Raw genomic sequence first — 19,086 nt, 5'->3', positions numbered from 1 at the left:
ATTTTGTCTTTTACATTCACTGCTTCTAATAAAAGTGATTCTTTAAAATTCTCATTGTTTGCGATAATAAACTCCTTTAATTGATAGCTTTCGTGATACTTGAGCTTCAAACTGATTCCCCCTTTAACATGCCCATAGCTTTTTACCCCTTTTAGAAGGGGAATAAACCATTAATTGCATTTGTTTATGAAAAGAAAGTCATTTTTTGAGTGAAATAAAGCAGTAATGATACAACATATTTGGTAAATGATTCTGATATTTTATCGGTTGTAGAAATTTTGAATGTAATAAAATTAAATGTTTTTTGGGAAAGCCTGATTATGACAGCTCAAACTGAGGTTGTATCTCGAGCAGTTTCACTTATGGAGCAGATGGCATTATATAATTAGACGATTTAAAGTGTAAGTATTTCTTTGGTGGAGATGGTCTAGCGACTGGTATCCTCCTTGCTTGGCAAATTCTTGGAGCATAAGCGGTTTCTACTAGGTTGCTAGTAGCTATGTTTCCATTATGAGCACGATTGATCGTTTTTAAGGATATAAACATTTTGTATTCATTAATGACTTTTTTCACTATTGCGCTTTTCTGGAGGAATAAATAGGTTTAAACCTATTGAAGTTTATGTTTATTCTTTAGTTGAAGAAAGAAATAAGAATAGTGGAATTCTTAAACGTCTATTATAGGTTTCAGGATGTTCAAAGTTTTCTCTCTTTGGTTTGGATTCTCTTAATAATTTTATTGAAAAGCCTGCCTTTTGTAATGAGGTAAAATAGTCTTCAATTGTTCGATGGTATTTGTAGACGGTCGTGCCTAGCCATTGTTGTTCACGAAATCCAGGAGAAAAATAATGATCGACGATCCAATTTGTTCTTTGACCACTCTTTTGTAATGTTGAGGTGATAACGGGATGTTCGATTGAAAAAATGAACCTGCCACCTTTTTTAAGGGACTGATACACCTTTTCAAAGACATCATCAATATTCTCAATATAGTGAAGGACAAGCCTTGAAACGACAAGATCGTATTGCTCCTTTGGTGGTTGCCAATTTTCAATTGTTGAATGGGTGAACTTTAAATTGTTAAATTCATTTAAATGTTTAAGAGTAGAAAGATACATATTTTCAGAGCCTTCAATACCGGTATAGCTTTTACAGCCACTTCTCAACAAATCTTTTCCAAAATCACCATTTCCACACCCCAAATCTAAAACATGATGCTTGGAACAAATACCTATCATCTCGAGAAAAATTGGTTTTTCAATCGTATCATTTGGATTATCCTTTGATAAACGTTTCTCCATATAATTTATAAAAAATTCATTGTTATCGTAATATCGTGAACCATCCTTCACCAAGTCAACGACCTCCTTAAGTATAAACTGTATTTATTTTACAGTGATTTAAGGTGAAATAATAGAAGAAATTTGGGGACAGTCCCCAAAACATTAATGGGGACTGTCCCCAAAAGACCAGCCACCCGCTGTAAACGAGGGAAAACACTATTTTTACCTAATCAAAGATAGACTTTTAGAGTCAAAATAGGAAAGATTAAAAGAGTGAGGGACAGTCCCCAAAGTATTTTTGGGGACTGTCCCCCCTTTCCTCTCATTGAGTTGACAATCCATATTGGATATGATATTAAAAGAATTAGATTAGCACTCGGTGAGGTCGAGTGCTAATGGTTATGTCCAGCTAATCATCATCTACTATATAAAAGGAGAGGTTATCATGGCGAAAAAGCAGTTTAAAGCTGAATCGAAACGGTTATTAGAAATGATGATTAATTCGATTTATTCACAAAAAGAAGTATTTTTAAGAGAGTTAATTTCTAATGCGAGTGATGCAATTGATAAAATTTATTACAAAGCATTAACAGATGACTCATTAACATTTGAAAAGGATAGTTACTACATAAAAGTGGCTGCAGACAAGGATAATCGTACATTAACGATTACAGATACAGGGATCGGGATGACGAAGGAAGAATTAGAGAACAACCTTGGTGTCATTGCGAAAAGCGGCTCATTATCATTTAAAAAAGAAAATGAAATTAAAGATGGTCATGATATCATTGGGCAATTTGGTGTTGGCTTTTACGCTGCATTTATGGTAGCAGATGTTGTAACTGTCATAAGTAAAGCGTTAGGAAGCGATGAAGCGTATAAATGGGAATCAACTGGTGCAGATGGATATACAATTGAACAAGCTGAAAAAGAAACAGTCGGGACAGAAATCACCTTAAAAATTAAGGAAAATACCGAAGAAGAGCAATATGATGAGTTTTTAGAGGAATACCGGTTAAAATCAATTATTAAAAAGTACTCTGACTTTATTCGCTACCCAATTAAAATGGATGTAAAGGGTCAACGTCCAAAAGAAGGCAGTGAAAATGAGCTTGAGGAATATGAAGAAGAACAAACGATTAATAGCATGGTCCCAATTTGGAGAAAAAATAAAAATGAACTGACAGACGAGGATTATGAGAACTTTTACAAAGAAAAGCATTACGGATTTGATAAACCACTTAAACATATCCATATTAGTGTTGATGGAACAATCCGTTATAATGCAATATTATATATTCCTGAGAAAATGCCTTTTGATTACTACTCTAAAGAATATGAAAAAGGTTTAGAGCTTTATTCAAATGGCGTTCTTATTATGAATAAATGTGCTGACCTCCTACCAGATTACTTTAGCTTTGTAAAAGGAATGGTAGATTCGGAGGATTTATCCCTTAATATTTCCCGTGAAATTCTTCAGCATGACCGTCAATTAAAGCTAATAGCGAAGAACATTAACAAAAAAATTAAAAGTGAATTAAAAAGCTTATTAAAAAATGAACGTGAAAAATATGAGGAATTCTATAAGTCTTTTGGCCGTCAATTAAAATATGGCGTCTACAGTGATTTTGGAACAAATAAAGAAGTGTTACAGGATTTACTAATGTTCTATTCTTCTAAAGAGAAAAAGATGGTTACATTAGATGAGTATGTTTCTAGAATGCCAGAGGACCAAAAATTCATTTACTATGCAGCAGGTGAATCTATCGAGCGAATTGATAAGCTTCCACAAACAGAGCTTGTTGCAGACAAAGGCTATGAAATTCTCTACTTTACAGAAGATATCGATGAATTCGCGATCAAAATGATTATGAACTATAAAGAGAAGGAATTTAAATCAGTATCAAGTGGAGATTTAGGCATTGATGCGGATGAAAATCAAGATAAAGCAGATGAAGTGAAAAACGAAAACAAAGAACTTTTTGACTATATGAAAAATGTTTTATCTGATAAGGTAAAGGATGTACGCGTCTCAAAACGCTTGAAAAATCATCCAGTCTGCTTAACTGCTGATGGAGAAGTAACAATTGAGATGGAAAAAATCTTAAATGCTATGCCTGATAATCAAAATGTAAAAGCAGAAAAGGTACTTGAAATTAATGCAAATCACGAAGTTTTCCAATCTTTACAATCTGCATTTGAAAATGATAAAGAAAAACTAGACCTATATACCAAGCTTTTATACAACCAAGCTTTACTAATTGAAGGCTTACCAATTCAAGACCCTGTTGAATTTACAAACGATATGTGTAAAGTTATGGTATAAAATTTTTGGGGACAGTCCCCACTAAACGATTGCATCGTTTTGGTGGGGACTGTCCCCTATTTCGTTGCAAGGTGAACGAAACGTTTCATACCTTCTTCGATTTGTCTTTCGTTCATATACGAATAGCTTAGCCGAATTGAGGAGGTGGATTGATATGTTGGGTCACAATTTGAACCTGGGACGAAGGAGATGGACTCCTTTAGGCATTGAGAATATAGGTGCTCCGTATTTAAATAGCTTGGTAGCTGTACCCACAAATTTAACCCACCTTTTGGACTTATCCACGACCACCCAGTATTAGCAAGCTCCTCTTCCATAATTTCTTTCCTAATTTGGAGGGCAATTCTAATCTTTTCGATATGCTGCTGTAAACGTAATGATGAAAAATAATGCATAAAGATTTTCTGGTTTAATAATGGTGAGCCATTATCAGCCAACGATTTTGTTGTAAGAAGTGCTTGGAGTAAAGCAACTGGGCAAATCATTGTCGCAATTCTTAATCCTGGAGAAATATATTTACAAAAGCTACGGATATAAAGGACAGTATTACCAGAATCATATGTATAAAGCGGTGGAGGAGGCTCTTCATCAAAATAAATATCATGGTAGGCATCATCCTCAACTAATAAACATCGGTAAGTCTCGGCCAACTCTACTAACTTTTTCCGCTGCCATGGAGGTACAGTATAGCCTGTTGGATTGTGAAACGTAGGATTGAGATAAAAAATCCGTGGCTTATATTGTTTCATGAACTGTTCGACTTGTTGTAAATGATATCCTTCTGGAGTAATGTCAATAGGGATGAGCTTTGCTCCATGTGCACGGAAGCAATCGATCGCTGCACTATAGCTCGGCCTTTCAATTAACACATAGTCTCTCGGCTTAATAAAGGTTTGGGCAACTAGCTGAATTCCTTGCTGTGAGCCAGAAATAATAAGTAACTGATCTGCTTCAACATATGTTTTATATTGCCCTACAAAATAGTCTGTTAACAGTTGTCTGAGCTCCTCATCACCTTGAACAGTAGAATAAGTAGAGAGAACCTTCGGATATAAATCAAAAACTTTTTTTACATAGTCTGATAGAAAATGATTTGGTAGCAGATTTGGATCTATTAGTGCCTGAGAAAAATTATAGATTACTTTTTCTTGATGAATAGCAGATAAGCGATTTTGTTGCTGAGGGAGTGATAGAATCGGTTTATGAATAGATGCTTTTTCATGTTCTTGTATGTCCCCTAAAACATAGTAACCAGACTTATCCTTTACATATACGATTCCTTCCTTCTTAAGGAGCTGATATGCTTTTAATACTGTTAGTCGATTGACATTTAATTCAATTGCTAGCTGCCGTACAGATGGAAGTTTTTCATCCTTTTTCCATTCTTTCCGCTCGATACGATGCACTACATAATCATAAATTTGTTTAAACAGAAAATCCCCACTTTGATGTAGTTTACTCATATAAATGCCTCCAGTTCTTTAGTTGATTGTAGCATGAATAAGTGAAATCTGGTCTGCTTATCTTCATCTGTTCTAGTTCCAATTCTTTATGATGGTTGAAAAGGAGGAGGAACAATGAATTTTGTTTACTATATTTTCATGTGTTTTATTTTTGGAACTACTTTTTTAGCGATTAAAATTGGTGTCGATGCAGGGATGCCCCCGTTTTTATCAGCTGGGCTTCGCTTTTTTTTAGCAGGACTTATCATTGCTAGCTTTCTAGTTTTGCAAAAGAAAGCATCAATTCGTATGTTGTTCGCAAAGGAAATGGTCATTACAGGGGTCTGTTTGACGTTTGGAACGTTTTCGACTTTATATTGGGCAGAACAGTATGTAAGCTCAGGGATTGCGGCTGTGTTGTCGGCAACAGGTCCAATGATGATTATCCTTATTCAAATGATATTTTTAAAGGAACAATCAGCAAAATATTCATTTATCGGCTGCTTTATTGGTTTAGCTGGAGTGATGTTATTAGTCTTTCCAACATTTTCTGTGGAGGCTAATATTACTTGGTTTATTGGGTGTTTAGCAATTATTTTCGGTGAAGTCTTTTACGCATCAGGAACAATTTATACGAAGCGTGTTGTTCAAAAGTATGAAGCAACATCACCGCTTGCCTTGAATGCTGCACAAATGATGAACGGAGGAATATTGTTACTACTTTTATCTATATTTACCGAGGAGATAAAGCTCGATTATGTTCAACCAGCTGCAGTTGGTTCGCTTCTCTATTTAATATTCGTCGGTTCAATGCTTGGACATAGCTTTTATTATGTTCTCGTCTCGCGAACGAATCCAATTTTCCCATCGACGTGGTTATATATTTCCCCGCTAATTGCACTAGGAGTTGGGGCATTGCTTTATGGCGAAGAGATATCGATTGTATCGATAATTGGTGCGTTTCTAATCTTGGCGGGAACCGTATTAGCAAATAAAAAAATGCTGTTAAAATTAATCAACAAAAAGATGCAAGTAACAGGTTAATAGCATTTCTTTCTAAGCATGAAAGAGGAAAAGGATTTCCTAAATGTGGTAGGATAAATAGGTGGAATATCATTTATAAAGGAGCTGGGATAAATGACGAAGCAAGTAAGAATTGGTAAAACAGATTTATATGTTAACCCGATTGGACTTGGCACAAATGCTGTTGGTGGACATAATCTTTATCCAAATCTTGATGAAGAAGTAGGTAAGGAGTTAGTTCGCACTGCTATTAACCATGGTGTGAACTTTTTGGATACAGCATTTATTTATGGACCTGGCAGATCTGAAGAGCTTGTTGGTGAGGTTATTAAAGAAACTGGGAAGCGAAATGAGTTAGTTATTGCAACAAAAGGGGCACATAAGCTTGATGGAGAAAATGTTACGTTTGATAATTCACCTGCATTTTTAAAGCAGTCAGTAGAGGAGAGCTTAAGAAGGCTGCAAACAGATTATCTTGATTTGTTCTATATCCATTTTCCTGATGAAAATACACCAAAGGATGAAGCTGTAGGTGCATTAAAGCAATTAAAGGACGAAGGGAAAATTCGCGCAATCGGTGTATCGAACTTTTCTATTGAGCAGTTAAAAGAAGCAAATAAAGATGGCTATGTCGATGTTATTCAAGGGAATTACAATTTAATCCAGCGTGAAGCAGAAAAGGAGTTTCTTCCATACACGAAGGAGCATAACATATCCTTCATCCCTTATTTCCCATTAGCATCAGGCTTGCTAGCTGGAAAATATACAAAAGATATAACATTTAACGATTTACGTGCTGATATGCCTCATTTAAAAGGAGAAGAATTTGTCCGTAATTTAGAAAAGGTAGACAAGCTTCGTACAATCGCAGTTAAGAAAAACGTAGAGGTAGCTCATGTTGTTTTAGCCTGGTACTTAACGAGAGATTCAATCGATGTTCTAATTCCAGGAGCAAAGCGTGCTGAACAAGTAATTGATAATTTAAAAACATTACATATCCAATTAACGGAGGAAGAGATAAACAAAATCGATCAAATCTTTCGTTAAAAACGAGGGTGACTCATAAGGGTCTGACCCCTTCAACAAACACTTGTATATAGTATACTAACCTTTTCATTAGTCTATATATTGTGTTTGAGGGGTCTGCTCCTTAGGTTTTGAGCCATCCTCGTTTTTTGTTTTTGTCGAAGCAACAATGCTTGTTGCTACTAATAATACATTTAGTAGGGATATGCTTTAGATGATGATGCTACAAGGTAATGTCTTATCTTTGTCAATTTCTTAGCTTTTTTAAATCCATCATTTTTTAAGAGATGATGGTGTGTTTAGAAGACATTCTTTTTATTTTTATGCCTTTTTTTAACTTTATAGCTGCTTATTTCTATATTTTATTCTTTTTACTTTGAACAACTAATTATGTATTGTACAGATAACAAAGAGTTAACTATTTTTTTGAAATTTGATAAATGAGATTCATACTGAAAATTACTAGCTCAATAAACTCTATCATCGTAAAATGGTGGTAGAAACGTAAGCATGAGTTTAAAAGGAGTTGATGTTTATGGCAAATATAAAATTTGAAATAATTGAAAAGATAGGAACCGTCTCTGAAGGTGCAAAGGGCTGGAAGAAGGAATTGAATTTAATCAGTTGGAATGAGCGTGAACCTAAATATGATTTGCGAGATTGGGACGAAGCAAATGAAAAAATGGGCAAAGGCGTGACGTTAACGAAGGAAGAGCTGATTCGTTTAAAGGAAATTCTCAATGGACTTGACTTAGCTTAATGATTAAATAAAGGTTAATGGGAATTAGGCAAATTATATAAGGAAGGTTTGTGTATGGAATATAGGAGAATCACTAGCATACAAGATCCATTGTTTACCCAGATGCATCAACTAATGAAAGAGATTTTTCCGCCTGAAGAAGTATTAGAGTTCGAGTTATGGAAGGATCCGTTGGAGGATCCTGGAATTCATGTTTATGTGGCGGCTAACAATGACAAGGTTGTCGGTGCTACTGAATATCGCTATTATGAGGATTTTAATGTTGCGATGACAGATTTTACGATTATTGGAGTAGCAGGTCTTGGTGTGGGACCTTTTCTAGCGAATAAAAGATTAGAGGATTTACATAAGATGGCATCGTTGAATGGAAAGAAACTTGAAAGAATGTTTGCTGAAATCTATGATCCGTATCGTGTAGAGCATTACGAATTTGGTGGTATAAAGCCAATGGATCCTTATGTTCGTAGAGAGGTACTCGCACATTTTGGGTATAAACGTATTGATATACCATATGTTCATCCATCATGGAATAATGATGGTGAGCCCGTATCAGGTCTAGATTTATGCTATCTCCCATTTGATGAGAATAAGTCAAGCATTCAATCGAGTTTAGTTGTTGAGTTTTTAAAACGCTATTATTCAGTATTATCGAATAAGCCTGTATCGTGGTATCAGATGATTGAACAATTAGAGGCAAAGGATAAGGTTGCTCTAATACGTTTTTAAACAGGTTAAAAGAGAAGAGCTGAAGCTTGTTTTTTCAAAACAGTTCAGCTTTTTGCGTTTAAATATAATGGAGAAAATACAATTAGGAGCTATATACGATCATTAGCGATTAATCGTAGGATTCGGATGAATGCATATTACTATCAATGCTTTCTAGCAGCTCTTTCCGTACGATATCTGTTTGTGAGCCTTTGCGAATTTTTTCAGCAATTTCTATTAACAATTTTATATCTGAAAAGGAGTATTTTCTTGTCCCAGAAGGTGAACGGTCTGGAAAAACTAATTTTTTTTGCTCATAATATCTAATTTGTCTTTCTGATAGCCCAGTCATTTCTTTGACAGTGCCCATCGTCATAATTTTTTTATGAATTAAATTGTTCATTTCCAAATTTTCCACCCCGCTTTTTATCGTTTGGCTTTGTTAGATTTTGTTTTGATCTTAGCTGGCTGTCTTGGAGTCTCGGCAAGATCTTGTAGGGTCTCCCTTTTCCACGCTTTTCTAAGCAGGAGTCCTATATATACGCTCCAATAACAAAATGCTTAATAATCAACTATAATCTTTAACATATCCAACAAAATGAGTTGTTCCTTCCTTATTTATCATAACAAAATAATATTGTTTTCTTTTATTTTGCCATTAAATAACTTTGAAATATATTAGATTGTTAGCAAAGTTAACGGATTTTTTTATTAACGATTTGTGTTGCTTTTTACAAACAATTATTGAGGAAAAATATAAATGAAAAGAGATGGGACGATGATAAAAACAATTCATGTTGTAGGTGCGGTAATCATTGATAATGGAAAAATACTATGCGCACAGCGTGGCCACGGTAAGATTTTACCGTTAAAGTGGGAGTTTCCAGGAGGGAAAATTGAAGAAGGAGAGTCGGCGGAAACAGCAATAAAGCGTGAAATTATGGAAGAAATGAAATGCAAAATCGATATAATTGAACAGATTGACTTTACTATTTATGAATATGATTTTGGGACGGTTCATTTGACAACCTTTCTCTGCAGCCTTGAAGAAGGAGCTCCTCTATTAACTGAACATAATGAAATAAAGTGGTTATTACCTAAGGAATTGAAAACATTAAATTGGGCACCGGCCGATTTACCAACTGTCGAGAAAATCGCGGCAATGGAATGATAATTAGATTTTTTGTATAAGTAAGCTGTTAAGGGAAAGATAGTAAGGTGTTTTTTAACACAGACTAACTACGATGTGGAGGGGTTGTTGTGATGAATATTCGTGAAGGAATGATTCCAACAGCTTTAGGTACGGCTGTTACAGCGACTGGCTATACTTTAAAGCAACGACGTGGTTCTAATAAAATGGTTGCAAATACAATATTCGGCTTCGGTTTAGCCCATATTGTACTGGGAGCTATAGACCTAGTCCAGCATCGTCGTTAGATTTAAAAGAGTGAGTACTAATTGTACTCGCTCTTTTTGTTAATGTAAGAACCGTGCGAGTGTATGTTTCAATTGATCCAGCAAATACTAAGAGAAAGTGAAGTTAAAATTTAATTAGAAGGGAAGGAGCTCAAATTGACAGTAAAGGATCCTATTGTGATTGATGCAATTATTAATGGTGAAAAGATTAAAACAGAAAAACAAGCACCTCGTGAAAATCCCACACATCCAGATGAGGTTGTTGGGTACGCTCCGTTAAACACCCGTGAGGAAACAATTCGTGCAATTGATGCGGCATATGATGCATTCCCTGCTTGGGCGAAAACGTCTATTGATGAGCGGATTGAGCGAATGAAAAAAGCGATCCAAAAAATAAAAGATGCTACCCCTGAAATTGCTGAATTGCTAACAAGAGAACATGGGAAGCCACTTTATGATTCAAATGGAGAAATCGGCGTATCATTAATGTGGATGGAGTTTGCTTGTGAAAATGCAAAGGAAGTATTGAAAGGAGAAATTCATGAAAGTGAACTAGGAAAGACAATCATTGCTCGTGATGCGATAGGTGTTGTCGCTGCCATCACTCCATGGAATTATCCAATTTCTCTCTCTACGATAAAAATTGCCCCTGCTCTATTAGCTGGGAATACGATGGTTCTTAAACCTAGCCCATTAGCACCACTGGCTGTAAGTAAAATAATTGAAATCGTTGCTAATGAATTCCCGAAAGGAGTTCTTAATCTCGTTCATGGGGAAGCAGATGTCGGAGTCGAGTTAACATCAAATCCAAAGATCGCTAAAATCGCCTTTACTGGTGGAACGAATACGGCAAAGCATATTATAAAAGCAGCTGCAGATACGATTAAGCATATGACGTTAGAATTAGGGGGAAATGATGCAGCAATCGTACTAGAGGATTTTAATGTGAATGATGAAAGAGCAATGCGTCGACTCGTCATTTCGAATTTCCTAACTGCAGGGCAAATATGTATGATTGCAAAAAGAGTTTATGTTCACCGCTCTATATATGATGAATTTGTTGAAAAATATATTGAAGCAGCAAATAAGTGGATCCGTGTCGGGGATCCGTTTAGCGATGATGTGACAATTGGACCGGTTAATAATATGAAACAGGTTGAATTTGTCCAAAGCTTAATTGATGATGCAGAAAGAAAAGGAGCTAAGGTCATCAAATTAGGAAAAGTTTTAGATAAGGAGCTATATGAGAAGGGATATTTCATGCAGCCAACAGTTGTTTTAGGTGCAGACTATAAAGATCCGATTGTCGTTGAGGAGCAGTTTGGTCCGACTGTACCGATTTTACCGTTTGAGGATGACAAGCATGCGATTGAGTTGGCAAATGACAGCATTTATGGTCTAACAAGCTCTGTATGGGGAGATGAAGAGCATGCGTTAAAAGTAGCGAAGCATATTCAAGCAGGAACAACGATGATCAATACTGCAGCAGTTCAAGGACTTGATGTTAGATTCCCGTTTGGCGGGGTAAAACAATCTGGTATGGGTCGCGAATATGGAAAAGATGGACTGCTCATTTATACAGATACACATGTAATAAATATGCCGAAAAATCTGGATTTACCGTATATTCCAGAGTGATCCTTATTTAACTGTCTTCTGGTTATGAAAATGATGCCTGAGACAGTTATTAATTTTAAAAGTTCATTTCCAAAGTTTTATGTAGGGCTAACCTTTGAAAAGATTGTTTGGGGTGAGCCTCCTACTTTGATGCGGCGGATAGGTTACTGTTGAGAGTAGATGCATTTACCGAGGAGTTTGAAAGCGGAGAGGGTTTGCTCATCAGCAACCACGCGGAAAGCGAATACTTGTGCTGAAATCAACAACGACTATTAATAAAATGCAACAAGTACATTTTTCTGTTTGTTGATTAAAAAGTGAGTAGCTTCCGGGACAAAATATTTTACAAAAATACAAAGAAGTTGCAGAATAGATTTGAGCTTCAAAGCTAGGAAATACATACAAAGATATTTCTAAGAAGAACAACATGATAGGAGATGAATTGCATGGAAAACAATGAAAAGAAAAAGCGAGAAATTCTTGAAGCATTTCAATTTAGACATGCAACAAAGACATTTGACCCAACGAAGAAAATATCTGATGAGGATTTTCAATTCATTCTAGAAGCGGGTAGACTTTCACCTAGCTCTGTCGGTTATGAGCCATGGAAATTTGTCGTTGTTCAAAATAAGCAATTGCGTGAAAAGCTCCGTGAGGTATCCTGGGGAGCACAGGGCCAGCTTCCAACTGCAAGTCATTTCGTTCTTATTTTAGCGAGAACGATGAAGGACACAAAGTACGACTCAGCATATGTTGAAAACTTAATGTTGAATGAGAAAAAAATACCTGCGGAAATATTTGATAAAATGAAAGTGCGATATAAAAGCTTCCAGGAAGATGATTTACACTTGCTTGATAATGAACGAACAATGCTGGATTGGGCTGGAAAGCAAACATATATTGCATTAGCTAATATGATGACTGTTGCTGCACAAATTGGCATTGACTCGTGTCCGATCGAGGGATTTGATTTTGATAAGGTACAAAAGATTTTAGATGAGGAAGGGTTACTTGAGGATGGCCATTTAGCTATTTCAGTTATGGTAGCATTTGGTTATCGTGCAAAGGAACCACGTCCAAAGACAAGACGTAAGCTAGAAGCTATAGTCCAATGGATCAATTAATCGAAAAAAACCAAGTAGTCTATTTGTTTGACTACTTGGTTTTTTATCGTTGAAATTAGCGAATACTATAGGCAGCAGCAACTGGTTCTGGAGTTAGTGGTTTTCCACCTAATACGATTGAAGCTTCATTTGCCCAATATGGGTTGCGAAGCATGCCTCTACCAACAGCAACTAAATCAGCTTTTCCTTCACGGATCGCTTCTTCGCAAAGTTTAGGATCCTCCATTCTACCGACAGCAATTGTTGGGATATGTAAGGCTTCCTTCATTTCCTTAGCAAGGTTCAATTGATACCCTGGTCCGGAATTGCTTGGTCCTGAGTTGCTTTCTCCACCAGATGATACATGAATAATATCGACCCCGGCTTCATTGTAACGTTTTGCTAATTCAATTGCATAATCGACTCCATAACCATCCTCGGCATATTCAACAGCAGAAATTCTCATAATAAGTGGCATTGATTCAGGCATTACTCGACGTGCAGCTTGAATGATTTCAACACCAAAAAGCGCTTTATCTTCACCATATTTATCAGTACGTTTATTCGTTAGTGGTGATTGAAATTGATGGATTAGATAACCGTGTGCTCCATGAATTTCGATTGTATCGACCCCAGCTTTAACTGCACGTTCAAATGCTGCTTCAAACTTTTTCACCATCTCCTCGACTTCTTCAGTTGAGAGCTCGCGTGGCTTTTTGTACTGGTCAGAGAATTGAATTGCAGACGAAGAGACGGGTACTTCAGCATCCTCTGCTTTTCTGCCTGCATGGGCAATTTGGATGCCAACCTTTGCTCCATAGCTTTGACAAGATTCAATAATACGTTTAAATGCCGGAATTTGCTCGTCAGACCATAAACCTAAATCATAATCGGAAATTCTTCCAGCTGGTTCAACGTCTGTCATTTCCATAATAATAAGTCCAGCACCACCAACAGCACGACTAGTGTAATGGGTAAAATGCCAATCGTTTGGTATTCCATCCTTTGCTTTAACTGAATATTGGCACATAGGCGGCATAACTATGCGATTCTTAAGCTTTAGTCCTTTTAATTCAAATTCATCTAATAATGAAGGCAAGATAATCTTCCTTTCCAATTGATTTTTTATTAATGTACAGTGAAGTTTTACACCCAGAAAGGATGTTAAGTCAAATGATTCGACTTCCACCTTTTAGTATGTCCTGTTGTTTGCCTATTGATTTGGTCAAATGGAAACTTAATTTCGTGATTTGTTTTTAAATTGAAAAGAGGCTTCACTTGCATTTTTGAGATTCAAAATCTAATCGATAGTTTCCTTTTTTGATGATATAATATTTTGATAAATCTTAAAAATTTCTAGAATAATAAATTTTTTGATTATTCCCATATATTAATAGTTTAAATGACTAAAACCTACTTGACTTATAGGAATAATATAGTACGATAAAACTAACTATTTTTTCACTTTATGTGAAATGACGAAATTTGTAGGATGAGCCATTTTTATGGCTTACATAGTCTTATATTCCTTGTGAGGTGGATATCGTTGCAACTTCAGGTATTAAACAGTCCTTTTAATCAGGAGCAGGCAGAGCTTCTAAATCGTCTTCTGCCAACCTTAACAGAATCCCAAAAGGTTTGGCTAAGTGGATATTTGGCAGCTTCTCAATCTTTTTCTGCTACAGCTACATCAGATGTTCAAGCATCTGCAACAGGGACAGTACAAACTGCGGCACAACCAGTATCAAAAGAAGTAACTATTTTATTTGGTTCTCAAACAGGTAATGCACAAAATATCGCGAAAAATGCTGGGAAGACACTTGAAGGTCAAGGTTTTCAAGTAACTGTCTCATCAATGAGTGATTTTAAACCAAATAGTTTGAAAAAAGTGAAAAATTTACTTATCGTTGTAAGTACACATGGTGAGGGTGATCCTCCAGATAACGCTATTTCCTTCCATGAGTTTATACACGGTAAACGTGCACCAAAGCTTGATGACTTACGTTATTCTGTTTTATCACTTGGCGATAGCTCTTATGAGTTTTTCTGTCAAACGGGTAAGGATTTTGATAAGCGTTTGGAAGAGCTTGGCGGAAAGCGCCTTTATGACCGTGTTGATTGTGACCTTGACTTTGATGAGCCAGCAGCAGAGTGGCTTAATGGAGTTCTTAGTAGCTTAAATCAGTCAACAGGAGAAAATGCACAGCCACAAGCTACAGCCCAAGCAGCTCCACAAGCGGGAGAATCTGTTTATTCACGTTCTAATCCATTTAAAGCAGAGGTACTTGAAAACATAAATTTAAATGGCAAAGGGTCAAATAAAGAAACGCGTCATCTTGAAATTTCTCTTGAAGGCTCAGGATTAACGTATCAGCCAGGAGATAGTTTAGGTATTTATCCAGAAAATGATCCGGAATTGGTTGATGCGCTTCTTAAAGAATTAAAGTGGAATCCAGATGAAACTGTAACAGTTAATAAACAAGGTGAAACTCGTTCCCTTTATGAAGCACTTCGCACATATTTTGAAGTGACAGTCTTAACAAAACCACTTCTTCAACAGGCAGCAGAGCTTTCAAAGAATAATGAATTACAAACATTAGTATCTAAAGGAAACGAAGATAAATTAAAAGAATATATTGATGGTCGGGATTTATTAGATTTAGTTCGCGATTTTGGTCCATGGGACGTTACACCGCAAGCATTTATCTCAATTTTACGAAAAATGCCGTCTCGTCTCTACTCAATTTCTAGCAGTCTATTAGCAAATCCCGATGAAGTGCATTTAACGATAGGTGCTGTTAGGTATGAGGCACATGGACGTAAGCGTAAAGGTGTATGCTCAATACAAGCAGCTGAACGTCTCGAACCAGGTGATACAATTCCTGTTTATATTCAGCATAATGATAACTTTAAGCTGCCTGAAAATCCTGATACACCAATTATTATGGTTGGACCAGGTACTGGTGTAGCGCCTTTCCGTTCATTTATGCAGGAAAGGGAAGAAACCGGTGCTGAAGGGAAGTCATGGTTGTTCTTCGGAGACCAGCATTTTGTCACGGATTTCCTTTATCAGACAGAGTGGCAAAGATGGGTGAAGGATGGCGTTCTTACGAAGATGGATGTAGCGTTTTCTCGTGACACAGAGGAAAAGGTTTATGTTCAGCATCGTATGCAGGAACATAGTAAGGAATTATTTGAATGGCTTCAAGAGGGTGCAGTTGTGTATATTTGCGGTGATGAGAAAAACATGGCACACGATGTTCACAATACACTTATTGAAATTATTGAAAAAGAAGGTAAGATGAGTCGCGAAAAAGCGGAAGCGTACCTTGCGGATATGCAGCAGCAAAAACGTTATCAACGTGACGTATATTGACTTTAGACCTGAAAGGAGTTTAATCAACATGGGGAATCAAATCTTAAAAGCGCCAGAAGGCAAGCCAAGTGATGTTGAGCGCATAAAAGAAGAAAGTGATTATTTGCGCGGCACCCTTAAAGAATCAATGCTTGAACCTCTAAGCGCAGGAATTTCAGATGATGATAACCGTTTAATGAAATTCCACGGGAGTTATTTGCAAGATGACCGGGACCTTCGTAACGAACGTCAAAAACAAAAATTAGAGCCAGCTTATCAGTTCATGCTTCGGGTTCGGATGCCAGGTGGTGTTGCAACACCTGATCAATGGCTAGTGATGGATGAACTTGCAGATAAGTACGGGAATGGTACGTTAAAGCTTACAACTCGTCAAACGTTCCAAATGCATGGGATATTAAAATGGAATATGAAAAAGACGATTCAGGCGATTCATGCATCATTATTGGATACGATTGCTGCTTGTGGTGACGTAAACAGAAACGTTATGTGTAACCCAAATCCTTATAAATCTGATGTTCATTTAGAAGTATACGAATGGGCAAAGAAATTGAGTAACGATCTGTTACCACGTACTAGAGCATATCATGAGCTTTGGCTTGACGAAGAAAAAGTGGCGAGTACTCCAGATGTAGAAGTAGAGCCAATGTATGGACCACTTTATTTACCACGTAAATTTAAAATTGGTATCGCTGTGCCACCATCTAATGATATTGATGTTTATTCCCAAGATCTTGGCTTAATTGCAATTGTTGAAGATGGAAAATTAATCGGCTTCAACGTAGCAATCGGTGGCGGTATGGGGATGACACACGGAGATAAAGCAACTTATCCACAGCTTGCGAAAGTAATTGGTTTCTGTAAACCTGAGCAAATCTATGATGTTGCAGAAAAAACGATTACGATTCAGCGTGATTATGGAAATCGTTCGGTTCGTAAAAATGCTCGTTTCAAATATACAGTTGATCGACTTGGTCTAGAAACAGTGAAAGAAGAGTTGGAAAACCGCCTTGGCTGGAAGCTTGAAGAAGCAAAGCCATTCCATTTTGATAGCAATGGCGATCGTTATGGCTGGGAAAAAGGGCTTAATGGAAAATGGCATTTTACATTATTTGTTCAAGGTGGGCGTGTTGCTGACTATGACGGATATAAGTTAAAAACAGGCTTGCGTGAAATTGCTAAAATCCATAAAGGGGATATTCGATTAACTGCTAACCAAAACCTTATTATTGCCAATGTTTCAGCTCAGAAAAAGAAAAAAATTATTGAATTAATTGAGCAGTATGGTTTAACAGATGGTGCACATTATTCTGCTCTTCGCCGTAGCTCAATGTCATGTGTAGCACTTCCGACATGTGGGTTAGCAATGGCAGAAGCAGAACGTTATTTACCTCAGCTTATCGAAAAGGTAGAAGAAATTATTGATGAAAATGGTTTACGTGAAGAGGAAATTACAATTCGGATGACAGGCTGTCCTAACGGGTGTGCACGTCCTGCCCTTGGTGAAATTGCCTTTATCGGTAAATCAGTCGGAAAATATAATATGTACCTTGGAGCAGCATTTGACGGAAGCCGTCTAAATAAAATCTACCGTGAAAATATCGGTGAAGAAGATATTTTAAGTGAATTACGTGTTCTCCTTTCTCGTTATGCAAAAGAACGTGAAGATGGTGAGCATTTCGGTGACTTTGTTATTCGTGCTGGAATCATTAAAGCAACAACAGATGGAACAAATTACCACGATTAATAATAAATTGTAGAAGTAACTTAACCTGCTATAGCTCCTTTTCCCTTAGGGAGATTTGGGGCTATAGCTAGATATTAAAGAACAATGACAAAATACTTAGATTTTACTTTGTAAACCATAATGAATGGTGTCGTGAAAGCTATTTCATCATACCTCATTTTTGGGTTGACATTTCCCGTATACATGTTATAAATAAAATAAACCGTTTTATAAAAATAATGGATTGTTACTGTTCGGCAGGCAAAACCTAAATTTGTGATAGAATATTGATATTGTCAGTATTCTATTTCAAGTTTAGGTTTTTATTTTTATTATATAATTAGTCTTATCCTAATGGGTGTAAATCCCCAAACAATTAAAATAATGGTACAAGGGCTGAGTGAAATGAAAATTAGTAAAGTGTTCAATAATAATGTTGTTTTAACTGAAAATGAACATAATCAGGAATTAGTTGTTATGGGAAGAGGGCTTGCTTTTCAAAAAAAGATTGGAGACGAGATTGAGCCTGATAAAATTGAAAAAAAATTTGTACTTGAAAATCAAGGCATATCTGACAAGCTTGCGGAATTACTTGTTGATACTCCGGAATTGTACTTAGAAATTTCATATAAGATTTTAAATTATGCCAAATCGCAATTATCTTATAAAATTGATGATTACTTGTATGTAGCATTAACAGATCATTTAAGCTTTGCAATAAGTCGACATAAGCAAGGGATTGATTTAAAAAATGCATTGCTTTGGGAAATCCGCAAATATTATAAGGAAGAATATCAAGTTGCATTAAAAGCCCTCGACATCATTGAAGAAGAAACAGGAGTAAGACTTGGTGAGGATGAAGCGGGTTCCATTGCCTTACACTTAGTCAATAGCCAGTTAACTGGTGAAAATATGGAAGCTGCTGTTCAAGTAACGAAAATGGTTGATAGTATTTTAAGTATTGTAAAGTATCATTTTCAAATGGACTTGGATGAGGATTCAATTAACTATGAACGATTTCTAACACATCTTCGTTTCTTTGCTTTACGATTTATCCGAAAGGAAAGGTTTCAAGATAATTCCGATGATTTTTTATATGAACAGGTGAAGCGAAAATATTTGCAAGCGTTTCAATGTAGTCAAAAAATTGCCATGTTTGTTGAAAAGAAATATAATTGGAAAATTACTACTGATGAGATCATTTATTTAACATTGCATATTCATCGTGTTACGCAAAGACATGAGTGGAATCAACAAAATTCATAAGTACTTATTATGTTTAAAAAT

General features: G+C 36.3%; 16 protein-coding genes. 12 read left to right on the top strand and 4 right to left on the bottom strand.

Going from position 1 to position 19,086, the window contains the following annotated elements; genetic code table 11:
• Positions 1-625: 625 nt before the first annotated feature.
• On the bottom strand, positions 626-1,300 hold the full coding sequence (locus tag HU235_RS08085) for a class I SAM-dependent DNA methyltransferase (protein ID WP_174879869.1): 675 nt from the start codon (positions 1,298-1,300) through the stop codon (positions 626-628).
• A 427-nt stretch (positions 1,301-1,727) separates the two neighbouring features.
• Here HU235_RS08085 and htpG point away from each other — a divergent pair, with 427 nt between their 5' ends.
• Positions 1,728-3,608 (top strand): molecular chaperone HtpG, encoded by a 1,881-nt coding sequence (htpG, locus tag HU235_RS08080; RefSeq protein WP_095302458.1) that lies wholly within the window; start codon positions 1,728-1,730, stop codon positions 3,606-3,608.
• A gap of 56 nt (positions 3,609-3,664) precedes the next feature.
• Here htpG and HU235_RS08075 read toward each other — a convergent pair whose 3' ends face one another.
• Entirely contained in the window at positions 3,665-5,071 is a 1,407-nt protein-coding gene (locus tag HU235_RS08075) for an aminotransferase-like domain-containing protein (RefSeq protein ID WP_174879867.1), read from the bottom strand.
• 114 nt (positions 5,072-5,185) lie between these two features.
• On the opposite strand from HU235_RS08075, the gene HU235_RS08070 reads away from it, so the two are divergent.
• The 4 genes from HU235_RS08070 to HU235_RS08055 all read left to right on the top strand — a co-directional run bounded on the left by HU235_RS08070 (position 5,186) and on the right by HU235_RS08055 (position 8,585).
• Positions 5,186-6,094: a DMT family transporter gene (locus HU235_RS08070; RefSeq protein ID WP_174879866.1), complete on the top strand. Its 909-nt coding sequence runs from the start codon at positions 5,186-5,188 to the stop codon at positions 6,092-6,094.
• A 93-nt stretch (positions 6,095-6,187) separates the two neighbouring features.
• Positions 6,188-7,120, top strand: a complete 933-nt coding sequence (locus HU235_RS08065; protein ID WP_174879865.1) for an aldo/keto reductase — start codon at positions 6,188-6,190, stop codon at positions 7,118-7,120.
• 514 nt (positions 7,121-7,634) lie between these two features.
• Positions 7,635-7,859, top strand: a complete 225-nt coding sequence (locus HU235_RS08060; protein WP_095302461.1) for a YdbC family protein — start codon at positions 7,635-7,637, stop codon at positions 7,857-7,859.
• Positions 7,860-7,913: 54 nt separating this feature from the next.
• Positions 7,914-8,585, top strand: a complete 672-nt coding sequence (locus HU235_RS08055; RefSeq protein ID WP_174879864.1) for a GNAT family N-acetyltransferase — start codon at positions 7,914-7,916, stop codon at positions 8,583-8,585.
• 109 nt (positions 8,586-8,694) lie between these two features.
• On the opposite strand, the gene HU235_RS08050 is transcribed toward HU235_RS08055, so the two are convergent.
• Positions 8,695-8,967 carry a MerR family transcriptional regulator gene (locus tag HU235_RS08050; RefSeq protein WP_095302465.1) on the bottom strand — a complete coding sequence of 91 codons (273 nt, stop codon included), beginning with the start codon at positions 8,965-8,967 and terminating at the stop codon, positions 8,695-8,697.
• Between the two features lie 375 nt (positions 8,968-9,342).
• On the opposite strand from HU235_RS08050, the gene HU235_RS08045 reads away from it, so the two are divergent.
• The 4 genes from HU235_RS08045 (at position 9,343) to HU235_RS08030 (ending at position 12,721) form a co-directional block, all read left to right on the top strand.
• Positions 9,343-9,735: a (deoxy)nucleoside triphosphate pyrophosphohydrolase gene (locus tag HU235_RS08045; protein WP_174879868.1), complete on the top strand. Its 393-nt coding sequence runs from the start codon at positions 9,343-9,345 to the stop codon at positions 9,733-9,735.
• Between the two features lie 92 nt (positions 9,736-9,827).
• Positions 9,828-10,001 (top strand): asparagine synthase, encoded by a 174-nt coding sequence (locus HU235_RS08040; RefSeq protein WP_174879863.1) that lies wholly within the window; start codon positions 9,828-9,830, stop codon positions 9,999-10,001.
• A gap of 135 nt (positions 10,002-10,136) precedes the next feature.
• Complete coding sequence (locus tag HU235_RS08035; protein WP_174879862.1) at positions 10,137-11,618, top strand: aldehyde dehydrogenase family protein; 1,482 nt, start codon at positions 10,137-10,139, stop codon at positions 11,616-11,618.
• A 425-nt stretch (positions 11,619-12,043) separates the two neighbouring features.
• A complete protein-coding gene (locus tag HU235_RS08030) occupies positions 12,044-12,721 on the top strand; it encodes an NAD(P)H-dependent oxidoreductase (protein ID WP_095302070.1) in 678 nt (225 codons plus the stop codon).
• Between the two features lie 55 nt (positions 12,722-12,776).
• Here the strand turns inward: HU235_RS08030 and HU235_RS08025 are convergent, their stop codons facing one another.
• Entirely contained in the window at positions 12,777-13,799 is a 1,023-nt protein-coding gene (locus HU235_RS08025) for an NADH:flavin oxidoreductase/NADH oxidase (protein ID WP_095302071.1), read from the bottom strand.
• A gap of 447 nt (positions 13,800-14,246) precedes the next feature.
• Between HU235_RS08025 and HU235_RS08020 the strand changes: the two genes are divergently transcribed.
• The 3 genes from HU235_RS08020 (at position 14,247) to licT (ending at position 19,065) form a co-directional block, all read left to right on the top strand.
• Complete coding sequence (locus tag HU235_RS08020) at positions 14,247-16,076, top strand: assimilatory sulfite reductase (NADPH) flavoprotein subunit (RefSeq protein ID WP_174879861.1); 1,830 nt, start codon at positions 14,247-14,249, stop codon at positions 16,074-16,076.
• Positions 16,077-16,104: 28 nt separating this feature from the next.
• Complete coding sequence (gene cysI / locus HU235_RS08015; protein WP_095302073.1) at positions 16,105-17,820, top strand: assimilatory sulfite reductase (NADPH) hemoprotein subunit; 1,716 nt, start codon at positions 16,105-16,107, stop codon at positions 17,818-17,820.
• A gap of 384 nt (positions 17,821-18,204) precedes the next feature.
• Positions 18,205-19,065 (top strand): BglG family transcription antiterminator LicT, encoded by an 861-nt coding sequence (gene licT / locus HU235_RS08010; protein WP_095302075.1) that lies wholly within the window; start codon positions 18,205-18,207, stop codon positions 19,063-19,065.
• Positions 19,066-19,086: the final 21 nt, after the last annotated feature.

Origin of the sequence: Metabacillus niabensis (assembly GCF_902829255.1) — a bacterium.
Taxonomy (GTDB): Bacteria; Bacillota; Bacilli; order Bacillales; family Bacillaceae; genus Metabacillus; species Metabacillus niabensis.
This window is presented reverse-complemented; position numbering and strand designations above follow the sequence as displayed.

Excerpts from the sequence above, each read along its gene's own strand:
- HU235_RS08060 (WP_095302461.1), top strand. The coding sequence starts at position 7,635 with ATGGCAAATATAAAATTTGAAATAATTGAAAAGATAGGAACCGTCTCT.
- HU235_RS08050 (WP_095302465.1), bottom strand. The coding sequence starts at position 8,967 with ATGAACAATTTAATTCATAAAAAAATTATGACGATGGGCACTGTCAAA.
- HU235_RS08075 (WP_174879867.1), bottom strand. The coding sequence starts at position 5,071 with ATGAGTAAACTACATCAAAGTGGGGATTTTCTGTTTAAACAAATTTAT.
- HU235_RS08085 (WP_174879869.1), bottom strand. The coding sequence starts at position 1,300 with ATGGAGAAACGTTTATCAAAGGATAATCCAAATGATACGATTGAAAAA.
- htpG (WP_095302458.1), top strand. The coding sequence starts at position 1,728 with ATGGCGAAAAAGCAGTTTAAAGCTGAATCGAAACGGTTATTAGAAATG.
- HU235_RS08055 (WP_174879864.1), top strand. The coding sequence starts at position 7,914 with ATGGAATATAGGAGAATCACTAGCATACAAGATCCATTGTTTACCCAG.
- HU235_RS08045 (WP_174879868.1), top strand. The coding sequence starts at position 9,343 with ATGATAAAAACAATTCATGTTGTAGGTGCGGTAATCATTGATAATGGA.
- cysI (WP_095302073.1), top strand. The coding sequence starts at position 16,105 with ATGGGGAATCAAATCTTAAAAGCGCCAGAAGGCAAGCCAAGTGATGTT.
- HU235_RS08065 (WP_174879865.1), top strand. The coding sequence starts at position 6,188 with ATGACGAAGCAAGTAAGAATTGGTAAAACAGATTTATATGTTAACCCG.
- HU235_RS08040 (WP_174879863.1), top strand. The coding sequence starts at position 9,828 with ATGAATATTCGTGAAGGAATGATTCCAACAGCTTTAGGTACGGCTGTT.
- HU235_RS08030 (WP_095302070.1), top strand. The coding sequence starts at position 12,044 with ATGGAAAACAATGAAAAGAAAAAGCGAGAAATTCTTGAAGCATTTCAA.
- licT (WP_095302075.1), top strand. The coding sequence starts at position 18,205 with ATGAAAATTAGTAAAGTGTTCAATAATAATGTTGTTTTAACTGAAAAT.
- HU235_RS08070 (WP_174879866.1), top strand. The coding sequence starts at position 5,186 with ATGAATTTTGTTTACTATATTTTCATGTGTTTTATTTTTGGAACTACT.